This window comes from Herbidospora solisilvae (assembly GCF_009901565.1).
GTDB lineage: Bacteria > Actinomycetota > Actinomycetes > Streptosporangiales > Streptosporangiaceae > Herbidospora > Herbidospora solisilvae.
In genome coordinates, this window is sequence record NZ_WXEW01000009.1 from 23,469 (window position 1) to 44,660 (window position 21,192).

The 21,192-nt window shown below is 72.3% G+C and carries 19 protein-coding genes; 16 read left to right on the forward strand and 3 right to left on the reverse strand.

What is annotated here, in order from left to right; translation table 11 throughout:
• Position 1 precedes the first annotated feature (1 nt).
• From GT755_RS28705 to GT755_RS28755, 11 genes are all read left to right on the forward strand, one after another.
• Positions 2-2,371, forward strand: a complete 2,370-nt coding sequence (locus GT755_RS28705) for a DUF885 family protein (protein ID WP_161482714.1) — start codon at positions 2-4, stop codon at positions 2,369-2,371.
• Positions 2,368-3,357: an LLM class flavin-dependent oxidoreductase gene (locus GT755_RS28710; protein WP_161482715.1), complete on the forward strand. Its 990-nt coding sequence runs from the start codon at positions 2,368-2,370 to the stop codon at positions 3,355-3,357. The genes GT755_RS28705 and GT755_RS28710 overlap by 4 nt, the downstream gene beginning before the upstream one ends.
• A gap of 187 nt (positions 3,358-3,544) precedes the next feature.
• Entirely contained in the window at positions 3,545-5,140 is a 1,596-nt protein-coding gene (locus tag GT755_RS28715; RefSeq protein ID WP_202610640.1) for an ABC transporter substrate-binding protein, read from the forward strand.
• A 1-nt stretch (position 5,141) separates the two neighbouring features.
• The gene (locus GT755_RS28720) at positions 5,142-6,152 is read left to right on the forward strand and encodes an ABC transporter permease (RefSeq protein ID WP_161482717.1); all 1,011 of its coding nucleotides are present in this window, start codon (positions 5,142-5,144) and stop codon (positions 6,150-6,152) included.
• Between the two features lie 10 nt (positions 6,153-6,162).
• Positions 6,163-7,011 (forward strand): ABC transporter permease, encoded by an 849-nt coding sequence (locus tag GT755_RS28725; RefSeq protein WP_161482718.1) that lies wholly within the window; start codon positions 6,163-6,165, stop codon positions 7,009-7,011.
• A 5-nt stretch (positions 7,012-7,016) separates the two neighbouring features.
• The gene (locus GT755_RS28730) at positions 7,017-9,023 is read left to right on the forward strand and encodes a dipeptide ABC transporter ATP-binding protein (RefSeq protein ID WP_161482719.1); all 2,007 of its coding nucleotides are present in this window, start codon (positions 7,017-7,019) and stop codon (positions 9,021-9,023) included.
• Positions 9,016-11,058, forward strand: a complete 2,043-nt coding sequence (locus tag GT755_RS28735; protein ID WP_161482720.1) for a hydantoinase/oxoprolinase family protein — start codon at positions 9,016-9,018, stop codon at positions 11,056-11,058. Before GT755_RS28730 ends, GT755_RS28735 begins: the two co-directional genes overlap by 8 nt.
• Positions 11,058-12,722, forward strand: a complete 1,665-nt coding sequence (locus GT755_RS28740) for a hydantoinase B/oxoprolinase family protein (RefSeq protein ID WP_161482721.1) — start codon at positions 11,058-11,060, stop codon at positions 12,720-12,722. The genes GT755_RS28735 and GT755_RS28740 overlap by 1 nt, the downstream gene beginning before the upstream one ends.
• Entirely contained in the window at positions 12,715-14,370 is a 1,656-nt protein-coding gene (locus GT755_RS28745; RefSeq protein WP_161482722.1) for a hydantoinase B/oxoprolinase family protein, read from the forward strand. The genes GT755_RS28740 and GT755_RS28745 overlap by 8 nt, the downstream gene beginning before the upstream one ends.
• Positions 14,367-15,605 (forward strand): amidohydrolase family protein, encoded by a 1,239-nt coding sequence (locus GT755_RS28750; protein WP_161482723.1) that lies wholly within the window; start codon positions 14,367-14,369, stop codon positions 15,603-15,605. Before GT755_RS28745 ends, GT755_RS28750 begins: the two co-directional genes overlap by 4 nt.
• Positions 15,602-16,015: a nuclear transport factor 2 family protein gene (locus GT755_RS28755; RefSeq protein ID WP_202610641.1), complete on the forward strand. Its 414-nt coding sequence runs from the start codon at positions 15,602-15,604 to the stop codon at positions 16,013-16,015. Before GT755_RS28750 ends, GT755_RS28755 begins: the two co-directional genes overlap by 4 nt.
• Before the next feature lie 17 nt (positions 16,016-16,032).
• On the opposite strand, the gene GT755_RS28760 is transcribed toward GT755_RS28755, so the two are convergent.
• Positions 16,033-16,647, reverse strand: a complete 615-nt coding sequence (locus tag GT755_RS28760; protein WP_161482724.1) for a helix-turn-helix domain-containing protein — start codon at positions 16,645-16,647, stop codon at positions 16,033-16,035.
• A 137-nt stretch (positions 16,648-16,784) separates the two neighbouring features.
• Between GT755_RS28760 and GT755_RS28765 the strand changes: the two genes are divergently transcribed.
• Positions 16,785-17,555 (forward strand): hypothetical protein, encoded by a 771-nt coding sequence (locus tag GT755_RS28765; protein ID WP_161482725.1) that lies wholly within the window; start codon positions 16,785-16,787, stop codon positions 17,553-17,555.
• Positions 17,556-17,565: 10 nt separating this feature from the next.
• Here the strand turns inward: GT755_RS28765 and GT755_RS38740 are convergent, their stop codons facing one another.
• Complete coding sequence (locus tag GT755_RS38740; RefSeq protein ID WP_202610642.1) at positions 17,566-18,126, reverse strand: hypothetical protein; 561 nt, start codon at positions 18,124-18,126, stop codon at positions 17,566-17,568.
• Positions 18,127-18,253: 127 nt separating this feature from the next.
• Here GT755_RS38740 and GT755_RS28775 point away from each other — a divergent pair, with 127 nt between their 5' ends.
• Together GT755_RS28775 and GT755_RS28780 are read left to right on the forward strand one after the other, a co-directional pair.
• Positions 18,254-18,457 carry a hypothetical protein gene (locus GT755_RS28775; protein ID WP_030455758.1) on the forward strand — a complete coding sequence of 68 codons (204 nt, stop codon included), beginning with the start codon at positions 18,254-18,256 and terminating at the stop codon, positions 18,455-18,457.
• A 91-nt stretch (positions 18,458-18,548) separates the two neighbouring features.
• Entirely contained in the window at positions 18,549-19,235 is a 687-nt protein-coding gene (locus GT755_RS28780) for a DUF4328 domain-containing protein (RefSeq protein WP_161482726.1), read from the forward strand.
• 13 nt (positions 19,236-19,248) lie between these two features.
• Here GT755_RS28780 and GT755_RS28785 read toward each other — a convergent pair whose 3' ends face one another.
• Positions 19,249-19,719, reverse strand: a complete 471-nt coding sequence (locus GT755_RS28785) for a winged helix-turn-helix transcriptional regulator (RefSeq protein WP_161482727.1) — start codon at positions 19,717-19,719, stop codon at positions 19,249-19,251.
• 73 nt (positions 19,720-19,792) lie between these two features.
• Here GT755_RS28785 and GT755_RS28790 point away from each other — a divergent pair, with 73 nt between their 5' ends.
• Positions 19,793-20,389: a dihydrofolate reductase family protein gene (locus GT755_RS28790; RefSeq protein WP_161482728.1), complete on the forward strand. Its 597-nt coding sequence runs from the start codon at positions 19,793-19,795 to the stop codon at positions 20,387-20,389.
• Positions 20,383-21,189, forward strand: coding sequence for an MBL fold metallo-hydrolase (locus GT755_RS28795; RefSeq protein WP_161482729.1), 807 nt, complete (start codon positions 20,383-20,385; stop codon positions 21,187-21,189). Before GT755_RS28790 ends, GT755_RS28795 begins: the two co-directional genes overlap by 7 nt.
• The last annotated feature ends 3 nt before the right edge of the window (positions 21,190-21,192 follow it).

Here is a 21,192-nt window from a genome sequence, read left to right on the forward strand (position 1 = left end):
AATGAAGGGACATCCCGTGCTCGCGGAGCTGACCGAGCGGTTCTGGGCCTGGCGGCTGGCCACCACCCCGCGTAGCCGCGACGACATTCCCCGGGTGGTCCGGCCCTCGGGGTGGCGTCCGGAGTGGGACGCCCTCACCGTCGAGGAGGACCTGCGCTTCCTGGCCGGGATCGAGAGTGCCCTGGCGGACATCGCGCCCTCGGAGGACCCGGCGGTCGAGGTGCCGCGCCGGCTGCTCGCCTCGGCGACCGCGCGGGTGCGCTGGGAGCTGGAGGTCGTGCGGAGCTGGCGGCGCGACCCCTGGTTCTACCTCGACCAGACCGTCGGCCACGTCTACGACGCGCTGCTCCCGCCGGGCCCCTTCGACGCGGCCCGCAGCGCCGACCTGGTCGAACGGCTGCGCTGGATCCCCGGCACCCTCGACACCGCCAGGGACAACCTCGACGGCACCGCCACCCGCGAGTTCGCCGAGCTCGCCCTGGCCGACAGCGCCGACGTGTGCGACCAGCTCAGGACCGCCGTCGTGCTGCTGCTGCCGCACCTGGACCCGGCCGCGCGCGACGCCGCCGCCACGGCCGCGGAGGAGGCGGCCGACGCGCTCGCCGGCTGGCGGGCCTGGCTGACCGAGGGACTGCCCGGCTTCGCCCCGCACCGGCCGGTCGGCCCGGAGGCGTTCGGCTTCTTCCTGCACCGGGTCGCCCTGCTGCCCTGGTCGACCGCCGAGATCCTCGCCCTGGCCGCCCAGGAACGCGACCGCGCCGAGGCGTTCGAGCTGTTCGAGCGCGCCCGGTCGGGCCCGCCCGAGTGGCCGCCGCCCCCGGCGAGCGCGCAGGAGCAGAGCGCGGCCGAACGCGCCGCCGAGCTGGAGGTGCGCGCCTTCTACGAGGCACGCGGCCTGCTGTCGCAACCGCCGGAGCTGCGGCACTACCGCAACCTGCCCCGGCCCGACTACCTGGAGCCGCTGCGCTGGCTGGGCGTCAGCGACGACCTCACCGACGAGCACCGGCTCGACCAGGACGGCGTCAGCTACGTCCCGGTCCCGGGTCCGGACCTGCCCTACTTCTACCGGGCCAACGCCGCCGACCCCCGCGCCGGGATCATCCACGAGGGCGTGCACTACCAGCAGCTCGCGCTGACCTGGCGGCACCCCGACCCGGCCCACCGGAGGTTCTACGACTCCGTGCCCAACGAGGGCATCGCCTTCTACAACGAGGAGATGACGCTCCAGGCCGGCCTCTTCGCGGACGCGCCGCTCACCCGGGCCATCGTCTACAACTTCATGCGGCTGCGCGCCATCCGGGTCGAGGTGGACGTGCGCCTGGCGCTCGGCGAGATCGACATCGACGGCGCGGCCCGCATGCTGCACGAACTCGTGCCGGTCGACCTGGACACCGCCCGTGAGGAGGCCGCCTTCTTCGCGGCCACCCCGGGCCAGGGCCTGTCGTACCAGGTCGGGAAGGTGCAGGTGACGCGCCTGCTGGCCGACGCCGCCCGGCGCGACCGCGACGGCTTCGACCTGCGCGCCTTCCACGACGCCCTGTGGTCCGACGGCAACATCCCGCTGGCCGTGCAGCGCCTGCAACTGCTGGGCGACGCGAGCGAACTGGACAAGGCGGACGCCCTGGCGGACGGCGTGACGGCCGGTGACATGCGCGCCTTCGCGGCCGAGCTGCTCGACGCCATCACCTCCGGCGACGTCGCCCGCCTCGACCGCCTGTACGCCGACGACATCCGCGTCTGGCACAACTACGACCGCATCGACCGGGACAAGGCCGAGAGCCTCGACGCGATCCGCCTCATCGACGCGGGCATCGAGGACTTCCACGCCACCGACGTGCGCGTCGACCCGGTGCCCGGCGGCTACGTGCAGCGCTGCGTCTACCGGGGCCGCGACCGCGACGAGGGCGCCGAGATGGCGGTCGACGCGATGATGCGCGTCGAGGTGCGCGACGGCCGCGTCACCCGGATCGAGGAGTACACCGACCCGGCCCAGGGCTCGGTCCCGTCGGTGAGCCGGTTCAAGGACGGCTCGGGCTGGGAGGAGCAGGCGGGCTACTCGCGCGCCGCCCGCGAGGGCGACCTCATCGCCGTGAGCGGCACCACGGCCGACGGCCCCGACGCCTACACCCAGACCCTTGAGGCGCTGCGCCGGGGGGTGGCGGCGGTGGAGGCCCTGGGCGGTTCGCGCACCACCGTGTTCCGCACCCGGCTGCTGCTCACCCCCGACGCCGACTGGGAGCAGGCCGCGCGGGCCCACGCCGAGGTGTTCGGCGACGTGGCCCCGGCCAACAGCACGTACGTCGTCGGCGCCCTCATCGGCGACGGGTTCCTGGTCGAGGTCGAGATCGACGCGAAGGCGGCCGGCGCGTGACGTACTCCCTGCGGGTCAACAACGACCTCGACATCCCGACCCTGGTCGACCTGGCACAACGGGCCGAACGGCACGGCTTCGACCAGCTCTGGGTCTCCAACGACCTGTTCCTGCGCTCGGCCCCGGTGCTGCTCGGCGTCCTGGCCGCCAGGACCGAGCGGATCACGCTCGGCGTCGGCATCATGAACCCCTACTCCGTGCACGTGTCGGAGATCGCCATGATGGCGGCCACGATGCGGGAGGCGACCGGCGGCCGGTTCCTGCTCGGGGTCGCCGCCGGGTCGGCCGAGTTCCTCGGCTGGGCCGGGATCGAGCGCCCGCGCCCGCTGTCCAGAACCGCCCAGGCGGTCACCGTGCTGCGGGCCCTGCTCGGCGCCGAGGAGGTCAGGGGCGAGCTGCCCGCCTGGTTCGGCCCGCTGTCGGAGCTGCGCCTGCCGCCGGGCGATCCGGTGCCGGTGTACGTCGGCGCGATGAGCCCCAAGATGCTCCAGATGGCCGGGCGGCTCGCCGACGGCGTGCTGCCGCTGCTCTACCCGCCGGAACACTTCACCACCGCGAGGGCCGAGGTGGCGAAGGGGGCCGAGGAGGCCGGACGGCCGGTCGAGGAGCTCGACATCCCGGCCTGCTTCTGGGTGTCGACCGGGGACGACGACGAACGGGCCCGGCTCGCCATGGCCGCCAAGATCGCCTATTACGGGCCGTCGTTCGCGCCGTACCTGCTCGGCCGGGCCGGGCTCGCGGTCGAGGACTTCGCCCCGATCACGGCCGTGCTGGAGCGCGACGGCCTGGACGCCGCCGCGCGGCTGGTCGACGAGCGCATGTTGTCGCTCGGCATCACCGGAAGCACGGCCGACGTGGTCGCCCGCTGCCGGGCGCTGCGGGCGGCGGGCGCCACCCACCTGTCGTTCGGGCCGCCGCTCGGTCCGGACCTGCGGGAGGCCGTGGAGAAGCTCGGCAGCGAGGTTCTGCCCGCCATTTCGCTTTAACTGAACAACGGTGAACACGCTTCCGCAGGTCAGCGATGACATGTTTACCCAGATGAAACAGCTTTCCCTCTTGTTCACCGAAGTTTCGCCTTGGTAGAACGGTGGCAGTGCGGGCGAACCCCGGCCCGCACACCCTGTTCGTGGAAGGCGAGCTATGGCTGGTTCACCCGCTTTCTCTCGTCGGTCGGTGCTCCAGCTCGGCGGCGGCGTCGCCCTGCTGCTGGCCACCGGCTGCGCCGCCGGCTCCAAGCCCCAGGGCGCGAACGCCCCTTCCGGCACCGCCCCCGCCGCCGCGTCGTCCCTGCGGATCGCCGTCTCCAGCTACCTCAGCAGCTGGGACCAGGACTTCGTCGGTTTCGACCTCACCGCGCTCATGCTCTACAAGAACGTCTACCCCTACCTGATCGACTACGGCGTGACCGACGTGAACGGGGCGCAGATCCTCGACACCACGAACATCACGCCGACCTTCGCCGAGTCCTTCACCCCGAGCGCCGACCAGAAGGTCTGGACCCTCAAGCTCCGCAAGGGCGTGAAGTTCGCCAGCGGCAACGAGCTGAAGGCCGCCGACGTCAAGTGGTCGAAGGACCGCGCCTTCGCCGCCCAGGCCAACGTGGCCGGCGTCTACCGCGTCATCGGGCTGACCGAGCCCGACCAGGTCAAGGTCGTCGACGACTACACCGTCGAGTTCACCCAGGCCTTCCCGAGCGCGCTCACCCCGCAGATCCAGGCCATCTCCCTGTACGTCTTCGACTCCGTCGAAGCCAGGAAGCACGCCACCGACGCCGACCCGTGGGCCAAGGAGTGGTTCGCCAAGAATCCGCCCACCGGCGGCTACTTCAACGTCGAGAAGGCCACGCAGGGCCAGGAGATCGTGCTGGCCGCCAACACCGGCTACCCCGGTCCCGACCCGGCCAAGACCCCGACGATCCGGATCTCGGTCGTGCCCGCCGCCTCCAACCAGCGGCTCCAGCTCCAGAACGGCGACATCGACATCGCCCTCGGCGTGAGCAAGCGCGACGTCGCCGACCTGAAGAAGGCCCCCGGCGTCAAGGTCGTCTCCGCGCCCAGCAACCAGCAGGTCACCCTCCAGATGTCGGTGACCACCGCCCCGTTCGACGACGTGAACGTCCGTAAGGCGCTGGCGTACGCGGTGCCGTACGAGCAGATCATCGCCAACATCTACGGCGGCGACGCGCGCCCGGCCAAGAGCCCGGTGCCGCTCGACATGCCCGGCTACGACGAGCGCGGCTACCCCTACACCTACGACCTGGACAAGGCCAAGGCGGCGCTGGCCGCCGCGGGCAAGCCCTCGGTCAGCTCCGAGCTGGTCTTCGAGGCCGACAACGAGGAGCAGCAGCAGCTCGCCGTGCTCGTGCAGAGCGAGGCCCGCAAGGCCGGCATCGAGCTCACGCTCGCCCCGCTCGACCCGGCCACGCTCGCCGAACGCCGCCAGAAGCGCAGCGTGCCGCTCCAGATCACCTCGGGCCAGCTCTGGGTCAACGACGTCGAGTACATGCTCGCCACCAGCCTGGTGAAGGGCGCGAACCTCAACTACTCGAACTACTCCAACCCGGAGATCGAGAAGATCTACGAGGAGTCGCACACCACGGTCGACGCCGCCGCGCGCGGCGAGTTGTGGACGAAGGTGCAGGAGATCCTCGCCGCCGACGTGCCGTGGGTGGTCGTCTGCCAGCCCAACTTCAACCTGCCCGTACGGGAGAACGTGGCCGGGTGGGTGCAGCCCATGGACGGCCTGGCCCGTTTGCGGTTCCTGGGGTGACATGAGGATCGTCCGCTTCCTCGTCAGGCGGCTGCTCCAGCTCGTCCCGGTGCTGCTCGGAGTGGTCGTTTTGACCTTCCTGCTGGTCCGGGTGCTGCCCGGGGACCCGATCCGGACCATCCTCGGCCCGAACGCCACCCCCGAGGACGCCGCCGCCGCGCGGGCCCGCTACGGCCTCGACCAGCCCATCGTGCACCAGTTCCTCGACTACCTCGGCGGGCTGGTCACCGGCGACCTCGGCACCTCCATCCAGAGCGGCACCTCGGTCGGCGCGGAGATCGGGCTGCGCGTCGGCCCCACCTTCGAGCTGGTCGTGCTGGCGCTCGCCGTCGCGCTGGTGGTCGCGGTGCTGCTCGGCGTCTGGTCGGCGCGGCACGCCGACCGGGCCGGCGACCACGGGGTGCGGCTGCTGGCCCTGGTCGGCAACTCGATGCCGGAGTTCTGGCTCGGGCTGGTGCTGATCCTTGTCGGCTACAGCGTGCTCGGCTGGTTCCCCGCGCCCAGCGGCCGGGTCGACCCCGACGCCAATCTGACTCCGCTCACCGGGGCCGACCTGCTCGACGCCGCCCTGACCCTCAACGGCCCGGCGTTCGGGTCGGCGCTGGCGCATCTGATCCTGCCGGTGGCGACGTTGTCGATCGTGGTCGTCGCGCCGCTGCTGCGCAGCGTGCGGGCCTCGGCGCTGGAGGTGCTGCACTCCGAGCCCTACGTCGCGGCCACCGCCCACGGCCTGAGCGGGCGCACGCTGCTGCGCGGCTACCTGCTGCGGGCCACGCTGGCCCGGCTGCCGTCCCTGGCCGCGCTGGTCTTCGGCACCTCGATCGGCTCGACCGTGCTCGTCGAGTACGTGTTCTCGTGGCAGGGCTTCGGCCAGTGGGCGCTGCGCGGGCTGCTCTACCGGGACTACCCGGTCGTGCAGGCGTCGGTGCTGGTGATCGCGTTCTGCTACGTCGTGGTGTTCCTCGTCGCCGACGTGGTGCAGGCCGTCCTCGACCCGCGCGTGCAGATCTAGGAGCCGCGTCATGTCAGAAACCGTCGTCGTCGGCACGGCCCGCGCGGGCCGCTTCGCCACCGTCCTCATCGTCACCGGCTCGGTGATCCTGGCCGTCGTCGCGCTGGCCGCGGTCTTCGCCCCGCTGCTCACCGGCTGGGGGCCGACCGAGATCGACCCCCTCGGCACGCTCGTGCCGCCCGGCCCTGGCCATCCGCTCGGCACCGACGCCAACGGCATGGACGTGTGGAGCAGGCTCCTGCACGCCGGCCGCCTCGACCTCGGCATCGCGGTCGCCGGGGTGGCCGTGGCCGTCGTCGCGGGCACGGCGCTCGGCCTGGTGGCCGGCTATCTCGGCGGCTGGGTCGACGACGTGCTGATGCGCGTGGTCGACGTCTTCCAGGCCTTCCCCACGTTCATCCTGGCCCTGGCGGTGGCCGCGCTGGTCGGCAACGGCACCGGCAACCTGATCGCGGTGATCGCGGCGGTGAACGCGCCCGCGTACGCCCGGCTGGTCCGGGCCGAGGTGCGCACGGTGCGAGAGTCGTCGTTCGTGGCCGCGTCGGTCACCTCGGGCGCGTCCACGTTCGGGGTGCTCTGGCGGCACGTGCTGCCCAACAGCCTGACCCCGGTCCGGGTGATCGCGCCCCTGAACGCCGGGTGGGCGATGCTCACGCTCGCCGGGCTCTCGTTCCTGGGGCTGGGCGTGACCGTCCCGGCCGCCGAATGGGGCGCGATGATCAGCCTCGGCAGCCCCGACGTGGTGGCCGGACGCTGGTGGACCTCGGTCCCGCCCGGCCTTGTCCTGCTCATTTGCGTGCTCGGCTTCAGCCTTCTCGGCGAGGGCCTCCAGGAGCGCGCCGAAGCGAAGCGGAGGTGAGCCCCGTGGATACCGACCTTCTCTCGATCGAGGACCTGTCGGTCGTCATCCGGCGTCCCGGCCGCGAGGTGGCCGCGCTCAGCGGCGTCACGCTGCGGGTCGGCCGCGGCGAGGTGGTCGGCCTGGTGGGGGAGAGCGGCGGCGGCAAGAGCATGGTCGCCCGCTCGATCGTCGGGCTGCTCCCCGGCGGGTCCCTCGCCAGTGGCGCGGTCCGCTTCGAGGGCGACGACGTGCTGCGCATGGACGACGACGCGCTGCGCCGCCATCGTGGGCACGGCGCGGCCATCTGCTTCCAGAACCCGCGCGGCGCGCTGAGCCCGACCAGGACCGTGGGCCGCCAGCTCACCGACCGGCTGACCACCCACCAGCGGCTCACCGGGGCGGAGGCCAGGAAGGCCGCCGAGGAGCAGTTCGCGACGGTCGGCATCCGTTCGCCCCGGCGGCGGCTGGACGCCTACCCGCACGAGTTGTCGGGCGGCATGGCGCAGCGGGTGATGATCTCGCTGGCCACCGGCTGCGCCCCCGGCCTGCTCATCGCCGACGAGCCGACCACCGGCCTCGACGTGACGCTGACCAGGGAGATCCTGCGCCGGTTCCGGCTCGCCGCCGACACCGACGGCCGGGGCGTGCTGCTCATCTCGCATGACCTCGCCTCGATCGCCGGCGTGTGCGACCGCGTCGTGGTGCTCTACGCGGGCACCGTGGTGGAGAGCGGCCCGGCCGCGCGGGTGCTGGGGCGGCCCGCCCACCCGTACACGCGGGCGTTGTTGCGGTCGGTCCCCGACGTCGACGGCCGCGCGGTCGTCGCCACGCCCGGCGCGATGCCCCTGCTCAAGGCCGCCCCGCGCGACTGCCCGTTCGCGCCGCGCTGCGCGCACGCCACCGCCGCGTGCACGTCGGAGCGCCCGCCCGTCTCCTGGGTGCCCGGCGCGGCCGGCGACTGGACGCTGGCCTGCTTCCACCCCCGTACCGACGAGCTCGCCCGCGAGGAACCGGCCGCCGAGTCCTCCGGACGGGGCGGCGCGGCGAAGGAGCCGGTGCTGGAGGTCGACGACGCCCACGTGGTCTACCGCAGCCGGTTCGGCACGGGCGGCCACGCCGCGCTGCGCGGGGTCAGCCTGCGGGTGGCGGCGGGCGAGACGCTCGGCGTGGTGGGGGAGAGCGGCTGCGGCAAGAGCACCCTCGCCAAGCTGCTGCTCGGCCTGGTGCCCGCGGCGCGCGGCGACGTCCGGGTGGCCGGTTCGCGCATGTCCGCCCTGCGCGGACGTGAGCTGCGCCGGCTGCGCACCCGCGTCCAGATGGTGTTCCAGGACCCGATCGGCTCGCTCAGCCCGCGCCGCACCGTCGCCGACGCCATCGCCGAACCGCTCCGGGCCCTCGGCCTCTCCGCGGCGCGGCGGGCCGAGCGGGTCGAGGCCCTGGCCGACCGGCTGAAGCTCGACCGCTCGATGCTGGCCCGCCACCCCCACGAACTGTCCGGCGGGCAGGCGCAGCGGGTCTGCATCGCCCGCGCGCTCGCCGGCGAACCCGACGTGCTGGTCTTCGACGAGCCCACCTCGGCGCTGGACGTCACCGTGCAGGCGCAGATCCTCGAAGTGATCGCCGACGTGGTGCGCGACCCCGCCCGGGGTTCGGTCTTCATCTCGCACGACCTGGCCACCGTGCGCGGTTTCGCCGACCGGGTGATCGTGCTCTACCTCGGCCGGATCGTCGAGGAGGGCCCGGTCGAGGAGGTCTTCGGCAATCCCCGCCACCCCTACACCCGGGCGTTGTTGTCGAGCGCGCCCAGCCTCGGCGACGGCTTCTCCGGCCCGAAGATCACGCTGACCGAGGACCTGGACGACACCGAGGCCGCCGGCCCCGGGTGCCCGCTGGCCGCACGCTGCCCGTTCGCGGACGACCGCTGCCGCACCGAGGAGCAGGAGCTCCGGCCCTACGGGAACACCCGGGCGGCCTGCCGGCGGGTGCCCGAGATCCCCGATCTGCTGAAAGGTAGTGACATCCGTGTCTGAACGCACCATCCGGCTGGCCGTCGACATCGGGGGCACCTTCGTCGACGCGATGGAGCTGGACTCGCGCACCAACCGGGTCCGGTTCCGCAAGGCCTCCACGACGCCGGCCCGGCCGTGGGAGGGCGTGCTCAACGCGATCGAGGCGCTGGGCACCGACCTGTCCCGGGTGGAGCTGTTCATCCACGGCACCACCCTCGGCCTGAACGCCGTGCTGGAGCGCCGGGGCGGCCCGACCGGCATCATCACCAACGAGGGCTTCCGCGACGTCTTCCTCATCGGCCGGGGCAACGTGCCGCCCGACCACATGTACGACTTCCAGTACGAACGCCCCGAGAGCCTGGTCCGCCGCCGCCACACGGCGGGCGTCAGGGGGCGGCTCGACTACCGGGGCCGCGTGGTGGAGGACCTCGACCCCGACAGCGTGCGCGCGGCGGCCCGCACCCTCGTCGAGGAGCACGGTGTGCACGGCATCGCCGTCTGCTTCCTGCACTCCTACCTCAACCCCGCCCACGAGCGGCAGGCGGCGGCGATCATCCGCGAAGCCTATCCGCAGGTCAGCCTGTCGCTGTCGACCGACATCGTGCGCGAGTACCGCGAGTACGAACGCACCAGCACGACCGTGCTGGAGGCCTACATCCGGCCCATCTTCGAGAGCTACGTCGACGAGCTGGAGGCCGGGCTGGCGGCGCGCGGCTTCGGCGGCCGGTTCCTCATCATGCGCTCGGGCGGCGGCTCGATGACCTCCTCGGTGGCCAAGACCTCGCCCACCCACACGGTGTTGTCCGGCCCGGCCGGGGGCATCGTCGGCGCGGCCTACCTGGCCGACGCCCTCAAGCGCGACTACCTGCTCACCTTCGACATCGGCGGCACCTCGCTGGACGCCTGCGTCATCGAGCGCGGCTCGGCGGTGGCCGCCTACGAGGCCCAGCTCGAACACTTCCCGCTGCTCATCCCGACGTACGACATCCGCACCATCGGCGCGGGCGGCGGCTCGATCGCCTGGCTGGACCGGGGCCTGCTCAAGGTCGGCCCGGAGAGCGCCGGGGCCGACCCGGGCCCGGTCTCCTACGGCCGGGGTGGCGCCCGCCCCACGGTCACCGACGCCGCCGTCGTCCTCGGCTACGTCGACCCCGACCGGTTCCTCGGCGGCGAGATGGGCCTGCACGCCGAGGCCGCCCGCGCCGCGCTGGAGGAGCAGATCGCCGGGCCGCTCGGGCTGCCGGTGGAGTCGGCCGCCGCCGGGGTGTTCGACGTGCTGCTGGCCAAGACGGTCGGCGCGGTCCGGCAGATCACCGTGGAGCGCGGCCACGACCCCAGGGTCTTCTCGCTGCTCGCCTTCGGCGGGGCCGGGCCGCTGCTGGCCCCGCTGCTGGCCAGGGAGATGGGCATCCGCGAGGTGGTCGTGCCGTTCGCGCCCTCGGGCTTCTCCGCCTGGGGCATGTTGTCGGCCGACATCGTCGGCGACTTCTCCCGGACCGTGATGGCGACCCTCGACGACATCGACCTCGCCGGCCTGGACGAACGGTTCGCCGAGGTGGAGGCCGAGGCGGTGGCCTCGCTGAAGGAGCAGGGCGTGCCCGCCGGCCTGGCGATCCTGGAGCGGCAGCTCGAACTGCGCTACCTGGGCCAGGAGCACACGCTGACCGTCCCGGTCGGCCGCGACCTCGACGCCGAGACCGTCAGGGTCACCTTCGAGGAGCTGCACCGCGCCCGCTACGGCCACGCCATGGGCAACCCGCTCCAAATCCTCAACCTGCGGGTCCGCGGCATCGGCCGGGCCGACCGGCCGGAACTCGTGCGCCCGCCCCGCCGCGAGAAGGACCTCGTGCCCCGGCTGCGCCGGGCCTACGACTTCGGCGTGCGCGCGCTGTCCGACTTCGCGGTCTACGACCGGGCCGACCTCGCCCCCGGCGACGCCTTCGCCGGTCCGGCCCTGGTCGACGAGGGCACCTCCACCACCGTGGTGCCCAGCGGCCAGCGCGTCGAGGTCGACGAATTCGGCCACCTGCTGGTGACCCTCGACGAGGAGGCGTGATGACCGAGCTCGACGGCGCGACCGTGGAGGTCGTGCGCAGCTACCTGCTGTCGGCGGCCGAGGAGATGCGCGCCACGCTGGTGCGCACCTCGTTCAACCCCGTCATCTACGAGGTGCACGACTTCGGCATGTCGATGTACGACGCCGGGATGCGCCTGATCGCCGAGGCCACCGGCCTGACCTTCTTCCTCGGGGCCAACGACTTCGCCCTGCGCAGGGGCGTGGAGTACGTCGGCCGCGAGAACCTGCACCCCGGCGACGTGGTGCTGATGAACTATCCGTACTGGAACTCCGCCCACGCCTACGACGCGACCCTGTTCGCGCCGGTCTTCGAGGGCGCGGACCTGGTCGGCTTCCTGTGCGTGCGAGCGCACTGGATGGACCTGGGCGCGAAGGACCCCGGCTACGTGCTCGACTCGACCGACATGCACCAGGAAGGCCTCATCTTCCCGGGCACGAAGGTCGTCTCCCGTGGCGAGCCCGTCAGGGAGATCCACGAGCTGATCCGGTTCAACTCGCGCATGCCCGACGAGGTGCTCGGCGACCTGCACGCCCAGATCGCCGCCCTGCGCACGGGGGAGCGCCGCTTCCTGGAGATCCTCGCCAAGTTCGGCCGTCCCACCGTCGAGGCCGCCGTCGAGCGCATCATCGCCGACGGCGAGGCGCGCACCCGCGCGGCGCTGGCCGCGCTGCCGCAGGGCTCCTGGACGGCGGTCGACTGGGTCGACGACGACGGCATCACCGACGACCCGGTGAAGATGCAGGTCACGGTCACCATCGCCGACGGCGTGTTCACCGTCGACTTCGCCGGATCCGCCCCGGCGACGGCCGGGCCGATCAACATGCCCTACGGCGCGACCGAGGCGATCTGCAAGGTCGTGCTCAAGTCGCTCACCTCGGCCGACCAGCCCTCCAACGAGGGCACCGTCGCGCCGCTGGTGGTGAAGGCCGAGCCGGGCACGCTGTTCCACGCCGTCTATCCGCAGCCCACCTTCACCCTCTGGACCGGCATCGTCGCCGTGGAGCTGATCCTCAAGGCGCTGGCCCAGGGCATGCCCGACCGGCTGGCGGCCTCGTCGGGCGGCGACGTGCCGGGCTTCATGATGGTCGGCGTCCACCCCGACACCGGGAAGTTGTTCGCGGTCAGCAACAACGACCCGGTCGGCTGGGGCGCGACCCCGCACCACGACGGCATGCACGCCGCCACCCACGTCTCCGGCAGCACCGGCCGCACCACCCCGATCGAGGTGCTGGAGGCCAAGACCGGCATGTTCTTCGAGCGGGTCGAGATCCGCACCGACTCCGGCGGCGCGGGACGGCACCGGGGCGGCGCGGGCCTGCGGCGGGACATCCGGTTCGTCACCGGGGGCGAGTTCCTGTCGGTGATCAAGAAGACCCGGTCCCGCCCGTGGGCCCTCGACGGCGGCCACGAGCCCGAGGCCAACCAGGTGATCGTGTTTCCGGGCACCGACCGGGAGGAGCGGGTCAGCACCCGCCGCACCGCCGTCGCGCCGGGCGACCGCGTCACCCTGCTCACCGCGGGCGGCGGCGGCCACGGCGACCCCCGCGACCGCGACCCGGCGGCCGTCCGCGACGACGTCGCCGAGGGCTACGTCTCCCCGCAGGCGGCCCGCGACCTCTACGGAGTGGACGTCGATGACTGACGGCACCACCGTCGAGGTCGTGCGCAGCCACCTGGTCTCGGTGGCCGAGGAGATGCGGGCCACGCTGGTGCGCACCTCGTTCAACCCGGTCGTCTACGAGGTGCACGACTTCGGCATCTCGCTCTACGACCCACGACTGCGCCTGGTCGCCGAGTCGACCGGCCTGAGCCGGTTCCTGGGCGCCAACGACTACTCCATCCGCAGGGGCGTGGAGTACGTCGGCCGCGAGAACCTGCACCCGGGCGACGTGGTGCTGATGAACTATCCGTACTGGAACGCCGCCCACTCCTACGACGCGACGCTGTTCGCCCCGGTCTTCGACGACGAGCTGATCGGCTTCGTCTGCGTGCGGGCCCACTGGATGGACCTGGGCGCGAAGGACCCCGGTTACGTGCTCGACTCGACCGACATGCACCAGGAAGGCGTCATCTTCCCCGGCACGAAGGTCGTCTCCCGGGGCGAGCCGGTGCACGCGGTCCATGAGTTGATCCGCTTCAACTCGCGCATGCCCGACGAGGTGCTCGGCGACCTGCACGCCCAGATCGCCGCCCTGCGCACGGGCGAACGCCGCCTGGTCGAACTGAGCAGGAGGTACGGCCGGGGCGCCGTCGCCGAGGTGATCGACACCGTGATCGCGGTGGCCGAGGCGTCCACCGCCGACGCCCTGGCGGCGCTGCCGCAGGGGTCGTGGACGGCCGAGGACTGGCTCGACGACGACGGCGTCACCGACGACCCCGTGCGGATGCGGGTCACCGTCACCGTCGCCGACGGGAGCTGCGTCGTCGACTTCGCCGGTTCCTCACCCGCCGTAGCCGGGCCGGTGAACCTGCCCCTGGGGGCGACCATCGCGACCGCGCGGGTCGCGTTCAAGGCGATCACCACGCCCGGCGAGGCCGCCAACGCCGGGCACTTCACCGCCCTGACCGTCCGGGCCGAGCCCGGCACGCTCTTCCACGCGGTCTACCCGGCGGCGACCTTCACCCAGTGGACCGGCACGGTGGCGCTCGAACTCATCTACAAGGCGCTCGCGCAGGGCATGCCCGACCGGCTGCCCGCCTCGTCCGGAGGCGACGTGCCGGGCTTCATGATGGTCGGCGTCCACCCCGACACCGGGAAGTTGTTCGCGGTCAGCAACAACGAACCGGTCGGCTGGGGCGGCACCCCGCACCACGACGGCATCGGCCCGGCCAACCACCTGGCCCAGACCCAGGCCCGCACCACCCCGATCGAGGTGCTGGAGGCCAGGACCGGGATGTTCGTCGAGCGGCTGGAGATCCGCACCGACTCGGGCGGCGCGGGCAGGCATCGCGGCGGCCCCGGCCTGCGGCGAGACATCCGGTTCGTCACCGGGGGCGAGTTCCTGTCGGTCGTCAAGAAGACCCGCTCCCGCCCCTGGGCCCTCGACGGCGGCCACGAACCCGACCCCACCCAGGTGATCGTGTTCCCCGGCACCGACCGCGAACACCGCGTCAGCACCCGCCGCACCGCCGTCGCGCCCGGCGACCGCGTCACCCTGCTCACGGCCGGGGGCGGCGGCCACGGCGACCCCCGCGACCGCGACCCGGCGGCCGTCCGCGACGACCTCGCCGAGGGCTACGTCTCCGCCGAGGCGGCCCGAGACCTGTACGAAAGGAAGAACCCTTCATGAACTCGACCGTGCTGACCGGCTGCACGGTGGTCGACGCCCGCGTCCTCGACGGCGTCGCCCCCCTGCGCGACGCGGCGGTGTGGGTGCGCGGCGACCGCATCGCCGCCGTCGGCCCCGCCCGCGACGTCCTGGCCGAGGCCGGGCGAGACCACCGGCGCGTCGACCTGGGCGGCGCGTTCCTGACGCCCGGCCTGACGAACATGCACACCCACCTGTCCCTGTCGCTGCCCGGCCAGGGCGGCGACACGGTCAAGGGCCTCAGCCCGCACGACCTGGCCTTCTACATGGCCGACGGCGCCCGCCGCACCCTGCTCTGCGGGGTCACCACCGTGCGCTGCGTCGCCGAGAAGGACCACGCCGACTTCGCGCTGCGCCGCGCCATCGCCTCCGGCCGCGCGACCGGCCCGCGCGTCTTCACGGCGGGCCGCGCGCTGGTCTCCACCGGCGGCCACGGCCACGAGGGCACCGACACCCTGGAGTGCGACGGCGCCGACGGCTTCCGCCAGGGGGTGCGCAGCCAGGTCAAGGCCGGCGCCGACCTGATCAAGGTGATGATCTCCGGCGGCATCGCGGGCGAACACGAGGACATCGACACCCGCCAGCTCTTCACCGACGAGCTGACCGCCGTCATCGAGACCGCGCACGCCTGGGGCCGCAAGGTCACCGCCCACGCGGGCCCCGCCCCGGTCATCGCCGAGGCGGTCGCACTGGGTCTCGACTGCGTCGAGCACGGCTACCAGCTCACCGCCGAGGTGGTCGCCGCGATGGCCGCCCGGGGCACCGCGCTGGTGCCGACCCTGCTGGTCACCCGCTGCAAGGCGTTCTTCGACGAACTCGGCGTGCCCGAGTGGATGCAGCAGCGCTCGCTGGGGGCAGGCCCCCGCCACCTGGAGAGCTACGCCCTCGCGCTGGAGGCGGGCGTGGAGGTGCTGCTCGGCAGCGACATGCCCCCGTTCTGGGACTTCGAGGGCACCAACGCCACCGTCCGCGAACTTGAGCACATGGCGGACGCCGGCCTCGGCCCCGCCCGCGCCCTCTACGCCGGCACCCTCGGCCCGATCCGCTGGCTCGGCGCGGAGGCCGACCTCGGCACCGTCGAGCCCGGCAAGTACGCCGACCTCATCGCCATGGACGCCGACCCGCTGGAGTCGGCGTCGGCGTTCCGGGGCGTGCGCTGGGTGATGTCCGGCGGCCGGGTCGTGCGCGACGACCAGAACGGCCGGGCCGCCCTGTGACCGCCTTCGACCTCACGCGCGGCACCGCCGCCGCCGACGTGGCGGCCGCCATCGACGACATGTACGACGCCTTCCTCGCGGGCGACCGCACCCGGTTCGACAGCCACCTCCACCCCGAGGTGACCACCTGGGAGACTCACCTGCCGGGCCCGCTGCGCACCCGGGCCGAACTCGACGCCTACCGCGCCCGGCGCGACGCCGCCGGGGCCCGCCCGTCGCTCGACTCGCTGAGCGCCCGCGAGATGCGCGTGGACGTGTGGGGCGACACCGCCGTGGCCCGTTACGTGCTCGTCGCGGTCGCGCCGGGCGGCGAGCCGGAGCACACCCGGGTCACCGACGTGCTGCGCCGCTCGGCGACGGGCTGGGCGATCGTGCACCACCACGCGGAACTCGTCCGCGATGTTACGTAGGAGTGAACAGAGCCGCGTCAGAACAACCGGGGAGTGACCACGGACACCACCGTGGTCACTTCGTCGGTGTCGTTGTAAAGCCGGTGGGGCACACTCGACCGCAGGTGCACGCTGTCGCCCGGCAGCAGCCGGTGTTCCACCCCATCGACCTCGTAGAGCAGCTCGCCGTGCACGACGTAGGCGAACTCCTCGCCCCGGTGGCCGTAGGACTCCTCCCGCTTCCCACCCGGCGCGATGTGCACCAGCATCGGCTCCAGCACCAGGTCAGGCCCCCGGTCGGAGAGCATGCGGTAGGTGGTCTGGCCCGACACGTACTGCGTCGCGCCGTCGTCGCGGCGGGTCAGGGTGAAGTGGAGGGGCGCGGCGGCCGGCTCGGAGCGCGGCTCGGGGTCGTCGGCGCTGAAGAACTCCGGCACCGGCCGGTCGAGCGCCTTGGCGAGGCTGTTGAGCGCGGTCAGCCCGATCGACGAGACACCCCGCTCGACCTGGGACAGGAACCCGATCGAGAGCCCCGACTGGGCCGACAGCCCGCGCAGGGTCAGCCCCCGCTCGGTGCGGAACTGCCGCACCCGGGCGCCGACCAGCACCTGCTGGTTGTCGCCGTCGCCGGCACGCCGGTCGTTCCTGGCCACCTGATCTCCCCATGGCTCACGCGGATTTGTTCGATGGTATCGAACACTTGCGGGGCGTGGTGCACGTGATCACGCCGTGACCTGGCATTGTGAGACTTCCGCCCGTGAAAAAAGTGATGGCCGGAACCATGGTGATCGTGAGCGCTTCGCTCGTGCAGGCACAGCCGGCGGCGGCCAAGCCCGATCCGATCAGGGCGCTGCAGGCGCAGTTCGTCGCCGGGCAGGGCGTCAAGTTCAAGACCGTGCAGCAGGTGCGGGTGAAGGGCGGGCACGGAAGCGTCACCCAGGAGATCGGCGTGATCCAGTTCGGCGCGAAGGGGGCGGTCGCGTCGGATCTCACCAAGAAGGTGCGCTACGACAAGGGCTTCTTCGACGACTCGAAGAAGGACGAGCGCGAGATGCGGAAGAGCCTGGAGGCCCCCGGCAGGGTGATCTCGTTGCCGAAGGCGGCGTACATGCAGGGCCGCTGGGCGGGTGAGGGGCTGCCGGAGGGCAAGTCCTGGGTGCGCAAGCGGCCGATCCCCGCCGAGCCCGAGGGGATCATCATCAGCGTGTTCGAGCCCAGCACGGTCAAGGCCCTGATCGCGAGGGCCGACTCTGTCCGCGGGGGCGTGGTGAAGGGGTCCACCACGAGCGCGAAGATGGCCGCGCTCTCACCGGTGTTCCGCAAGCAGTACGGCCCCGGCGGCAAGAGCGAGAGCGGGCAAATCTCCAAGATCACCTACGCGTTCTCCCTCAGCAAGGAGGGTCTGGTCACGCGCCTCCGCGTCACGATGCGGATGCCCGTCCCCGGCGGCAGCATCGTCGACCACGTCTCCGACACCCGTCTCTACAACTGGGGCGCCAAGGTCTCCGTTGCGGCGCCCCGGGCCGACCAGGTGATCGACGAGAAGGACCTCAAGCGCTGACCGGCGGCGATCACTTCGGGTAGGTGAAGACGGCGTCGGAGAAGCCGTCGGCCGAGGTCCAGACCAGCTTCACCCGGACGTGGGTGGCGTTGCGGACGAAGGTGACCTTCCGGCCTTCGTCGGTGACGGTGGCCCGCGCCCAGCCGTCGAACTTCCGGGTCAGGTGGTGGTCCCACGCGTCGAGGTTCCCCACGGCCACCGCGGCGATCGACTCGGTGGGCGGCTCGCCGTCCGCGCAGTAGCGGCCGAAGTTCGCGATCGCCGTGACCGTGCCGCCCTTGGCCTGGAGCTTGATGCTCTGGCAGGGGTCGGTCTTCGTGCCGTAGATCAGGCGCGGATGGGACCACGTCCCGGTGCCCGGGTCGTAGTGCTGCTCGAAGAGTCCCCGGCCGGCCTTGTACTGCATCGCCACCCGGCGGCCGTCGGCGAGTGTCAGTTCGTCCTGGAACCGATCGGTCTCCTCGGTGATCCGCGGCGACGGGGCCGGCGTGGCGGTCGGGCGAGCGACGGCCGGTTCCCTCCCGCAGGCCACGACGGTCGCGAGGAGTGCCAGGCAGGTTAGGCTTCGCATCACGTCTCCAGTCCGGGTGAGGCCGGCAGGCTGAATCTTTCACACAGGACGGCCGCCCGGTCCAGGTCATCGTGAACCCGAGATCGGCACGCTGGCCGGGGGCACGCCCGGGTGCGACTCTCGCGCCATGCGCAAACTCATGGTCTCCGCACTGCTCGCATTCGGCTTCGTGCTGTCCGTGGGCGCCGCGCCCGCGCAGGCGGCCACTCTCCGCAACGTCTACTACTACGACTGGGACTGCCACCGGGTGGGCAACCTCGGCATCACCGAGGGCTGGTGGACGTCCTACCAGTGCGTGCCCCAGCACGGCTACTGGTTCCTCTACGCGTAGCCCGGACGAGTCGGGCCGCGCATCGGCGATGCGTGGCCCCGGCCACGCCGGCACGGTATTTTGTGGATCTTCGTCCCCTCCGAAGGTGCACATGTATCCCTCAACACAACTCTGGCCGGTCCGCGGCCTGGCCAAGGCGACCGTCGTGTTCCTCGTCGCCAACCTGCTGGCCGAGACGCTGGCGGCGGTCGCGCACTACCAGCGCATCACCCTGATCGACGCCGCGTTCGACGTCGCCCTCGACGACCTGTCCGATCTGGAGGACATCGACTTCGAGGCGATCGCCGACAACGAGCTCCTGGTCATGCTCGCCGACCTCGGCGTGAACGCGACGTTCGTGCTGGCGGGCATCATGTTCGTGGTCTGGCTCTACCGCGTGCGGGACAACGCCGAGCAGATGTCCACGCTACCGCAGCGGCGCGCCACGCCCTGGTTGTTCTTCGGCTGGTTCGTGCCGATCGTGTCGTTCTGGTTCCCCAAGCAGATCGTGGACGACATCTGGCGGGCCTCCGACCCCCGGGGGAGGCGGCCCGGCGTGCTGATGATGATCTGGTGGATCCTCTGGCTGGTGACGGTCTTCCTCGGCAACGCCTCCGCGCGGGTGGCGTACTCCGACGAGGAGAACGCGATGGCGATCCGCGTGGGGTCGCTGCTCGACGTGGCGACGTATCCGCTGGTGGTGGTGTGCGGCGTGCTGGCCGTCGTGATCGTGCGCCGGATCAGCGCACTCCAGGAGGCGGGCGCGGCCCTGCCGGCCGAGGCGCCCGCCGACGTGTAGGAGTCCCACGCCCTCACCCCTGGGCGGCGGCGAGCCGTTCGAACGGGCCCGGACCGTCGTGGGCCTTCGGCGGGGCGCCGAGATGCCGGACCCGGAGCTCGTCCATGAGCTCCTCGACGAACGCCGGGCCCTGGTCGCGGATGAATTGCTGCCGGGCCCGCGGTTCGTCGCCGCCCGGACGCCAGTCGAGGCCCCAGTCGCCCAGGGCGCAGATGATCGGAAGGGTCCGGATGCCGGCCTCGGTCAGGCTGTAGCGGGCACGCTGGCCCCGCGCGGCGGTGCCGCGGGTGAGGAGCCCGGCCTCGACGAGCCGCACGAGGCGGTCGGCGAGGATGTTCGAGGCGATGCCCTCGGCCGACCCGGTGAGCAGGGCGCGGAAGTGGCGCCGGTCGCCGAAGACGACGTCGCGCAGCACCAGCAGCGACCAGCGGTCTCCGAGCACCTCGACGGCGGCGTTGACCGGACAGCCCGACCGTGAATCCACGATTCCCTCCTTGACAGGCGTTTTGCCCTCCCGATAGTAGTTGCAAAATGCAATCACTTGGGAAGGGGAGCTGATGGGCCGCTTCGTCTACGCGATGCAGGTGTCCCTCGACCTGCGGATCGAGCAGGTCCCCGGGGACGACGGCGCCGGCGAGTGGCTGCGCCTCCACGAGGAACTGCACCGCGCGTGCAACACGCTGACGCGGGAGCTCGCGCTCCTGGTCCACGGCCGCGTCTACTACGAGGTCATGGAGGAGTACTGGCCGCAGGCGCCGCAGGACCCGTCACTGCCCGATTACATGCGGGAATACGGCGAGATCTGGACGGCCAAGCCCAAGGTGCTGGTCTCCCGCACCAGGAACGGCGCCGCACACAACACCCGGATCTTCGGCGGCGACGACGCGATCGAGCGGCTCGCCGCCCTGCGGGCCGAGACCGACGGCGGCATCGGCGTGGGTGGGGCGGCGCTGGCGACCCAGCTCCTCCGGGCCGGGCTCCTCGACGAGCTGGTGCTCTTCACCCATCCCACGATCCTCGGCTTCGGCAGGCCGCTGTTCGACGACTACGACCGCCCGATCGACCTCGCCCTGCTCGAACGGCGGTCGTTCGAGCAGGGCGTCACCATGCACCACTACGCCGTCGTGGACGGGAAGGAGGCGGGCCCGTGCTGAGGCGGGTCGCCGAAGGTGTGCTGGTCCACGAGAGCGTGTTCGTGCAGACCAACACGGTCGTGGTGGAGGGCCGCGCCGGGGTGCTGCTCGTCGACCCCGGAGTGACGGCCGCCGAGCTCGACTGCCTGGTGAGCGACCTGTCGGAGCTGGGGCACACGGTCGTGGCGGGCTTCTCGACGCATCCCCACTGGGACCATCTGCTCTGGCACGCCGGGTTCGGCGACGTGCCCCGGCACGGCACGGCGGCCTGCGCGGCCGCCGCCCGCGAGGAGCTGTCCGACCCCGACGCGAAGACCCGCATCGCCGACCACCTGCTCGAGACCGAGATCGCCGGGCAGGTGCCGCTCGACCTCCTCGGCCTCGTCACCGGCCTGCCCGCCGGCACCGCGCGCATCCCCTGGGACGGCCCCGAGATCCGCGTCATCGAGCACCAGGCGCACGCCCCCGGCCACGCGGCGCTGCTGATCGGGGAACACGGCGTCCTGATCGCCGGTGACATGCTCTCCGACGTCCTGGTCCCGATGCTCGAACACGACACCGCCGACCCGGTCGACGACTATCTCGCCGCGTTGCGGCTGCTCGAAAGCGCGGCGGGTGACGCCGACGTCGTCATCCCGGGTCACGGTTCCGTCGGCGGATCGGGCCAGGCGCGGGCCCGGATCGACCTGGACCGGGCGTACGTGCACGGCCTGCGGAACGGGCACGTCCCCGACGACCCCCGGATCGGCCCGTCGGCCAAGCCGGGCTGGGAGTGGGTGAGCGACGTACACGAGGGACAACTCCGGTACCTGTCGCGCTGAGCG

Excerpts from the sequence above, each read along its gene's own strand:
- GT755_RS28745 (WP_161482722.1), top strand. The coding sequence starts at position 12,715 with ATGACTGACGGCACCACCGTCGAGGTCGTGCGCAGCCACCTGGTCTCG.
- GT755_RS28725 (WP_161482718.1), top strand. The coding sequence starts at position 6,163 with ATGTCAGAAACCGTCGTCGTCGGCACGGCCCGCGCGGGCCGCTTCGCC.
- GT755_RS28750 (WP_161482723.1), top strand. The coding sequence starts at position 14,367 with ATGAACTCGACCGTGCTGACCGGCTGCACGGTGGTCGACGCCCGCGTC.
- GT755_RS28720 (WP_161482717.1), top strand. The coding sequence starts at position 5,142 with ATGAGGATCGTCCGCTTCCTCGTCAGGCGGCTGCTCCAGCTCGTCCCG.
- GT755_RS28705 (WP_161482714.1), top strand. The coding sequence starts at position 2 with ATGAAGGGACATCCCGTGCTCGCGGAGCTGACCGAGCGGTTCTGGGCC.
- GT755_RS38740 (WP_202610642.1), bottom strand. The coding sequence starts at position 18,126 with ATGCGAAGCCTAACCTGCCTGGCACTCCTCGCGACCGTCGTGGCCTGC.
- GT755_RS28790 (WP_161482728.1), top strand. The coding sequence starts at position 19,793 with ATGGGCCGCTTCGTCTACGCGATGCAGGTGTCCCTCGACCTGCGGATC.
- GT755_RS28775 (WP_030455758.1), top strand. The coding sequence starts at position 18,254 with ATGCGCAAACTCATGGTCTCCGCACTGCTCGCATTCGGCTTCGTGCTG.
- GT755_RS28780 (WP_161482726.1), top strand. The coding sequence starts at position 18,549 with ATGTATCCCTCAACACAACTCTGGCCGGTCCGCGGCCTGGCCAAGGCG.
- GT755_RS28740 (WP_161482721.1), top strand. The coding sequence starts at position 11,058 with ATGACCGAGCTCGACGGCGCGACCGTGGAGGTCGTGCGCAGCTACCTG.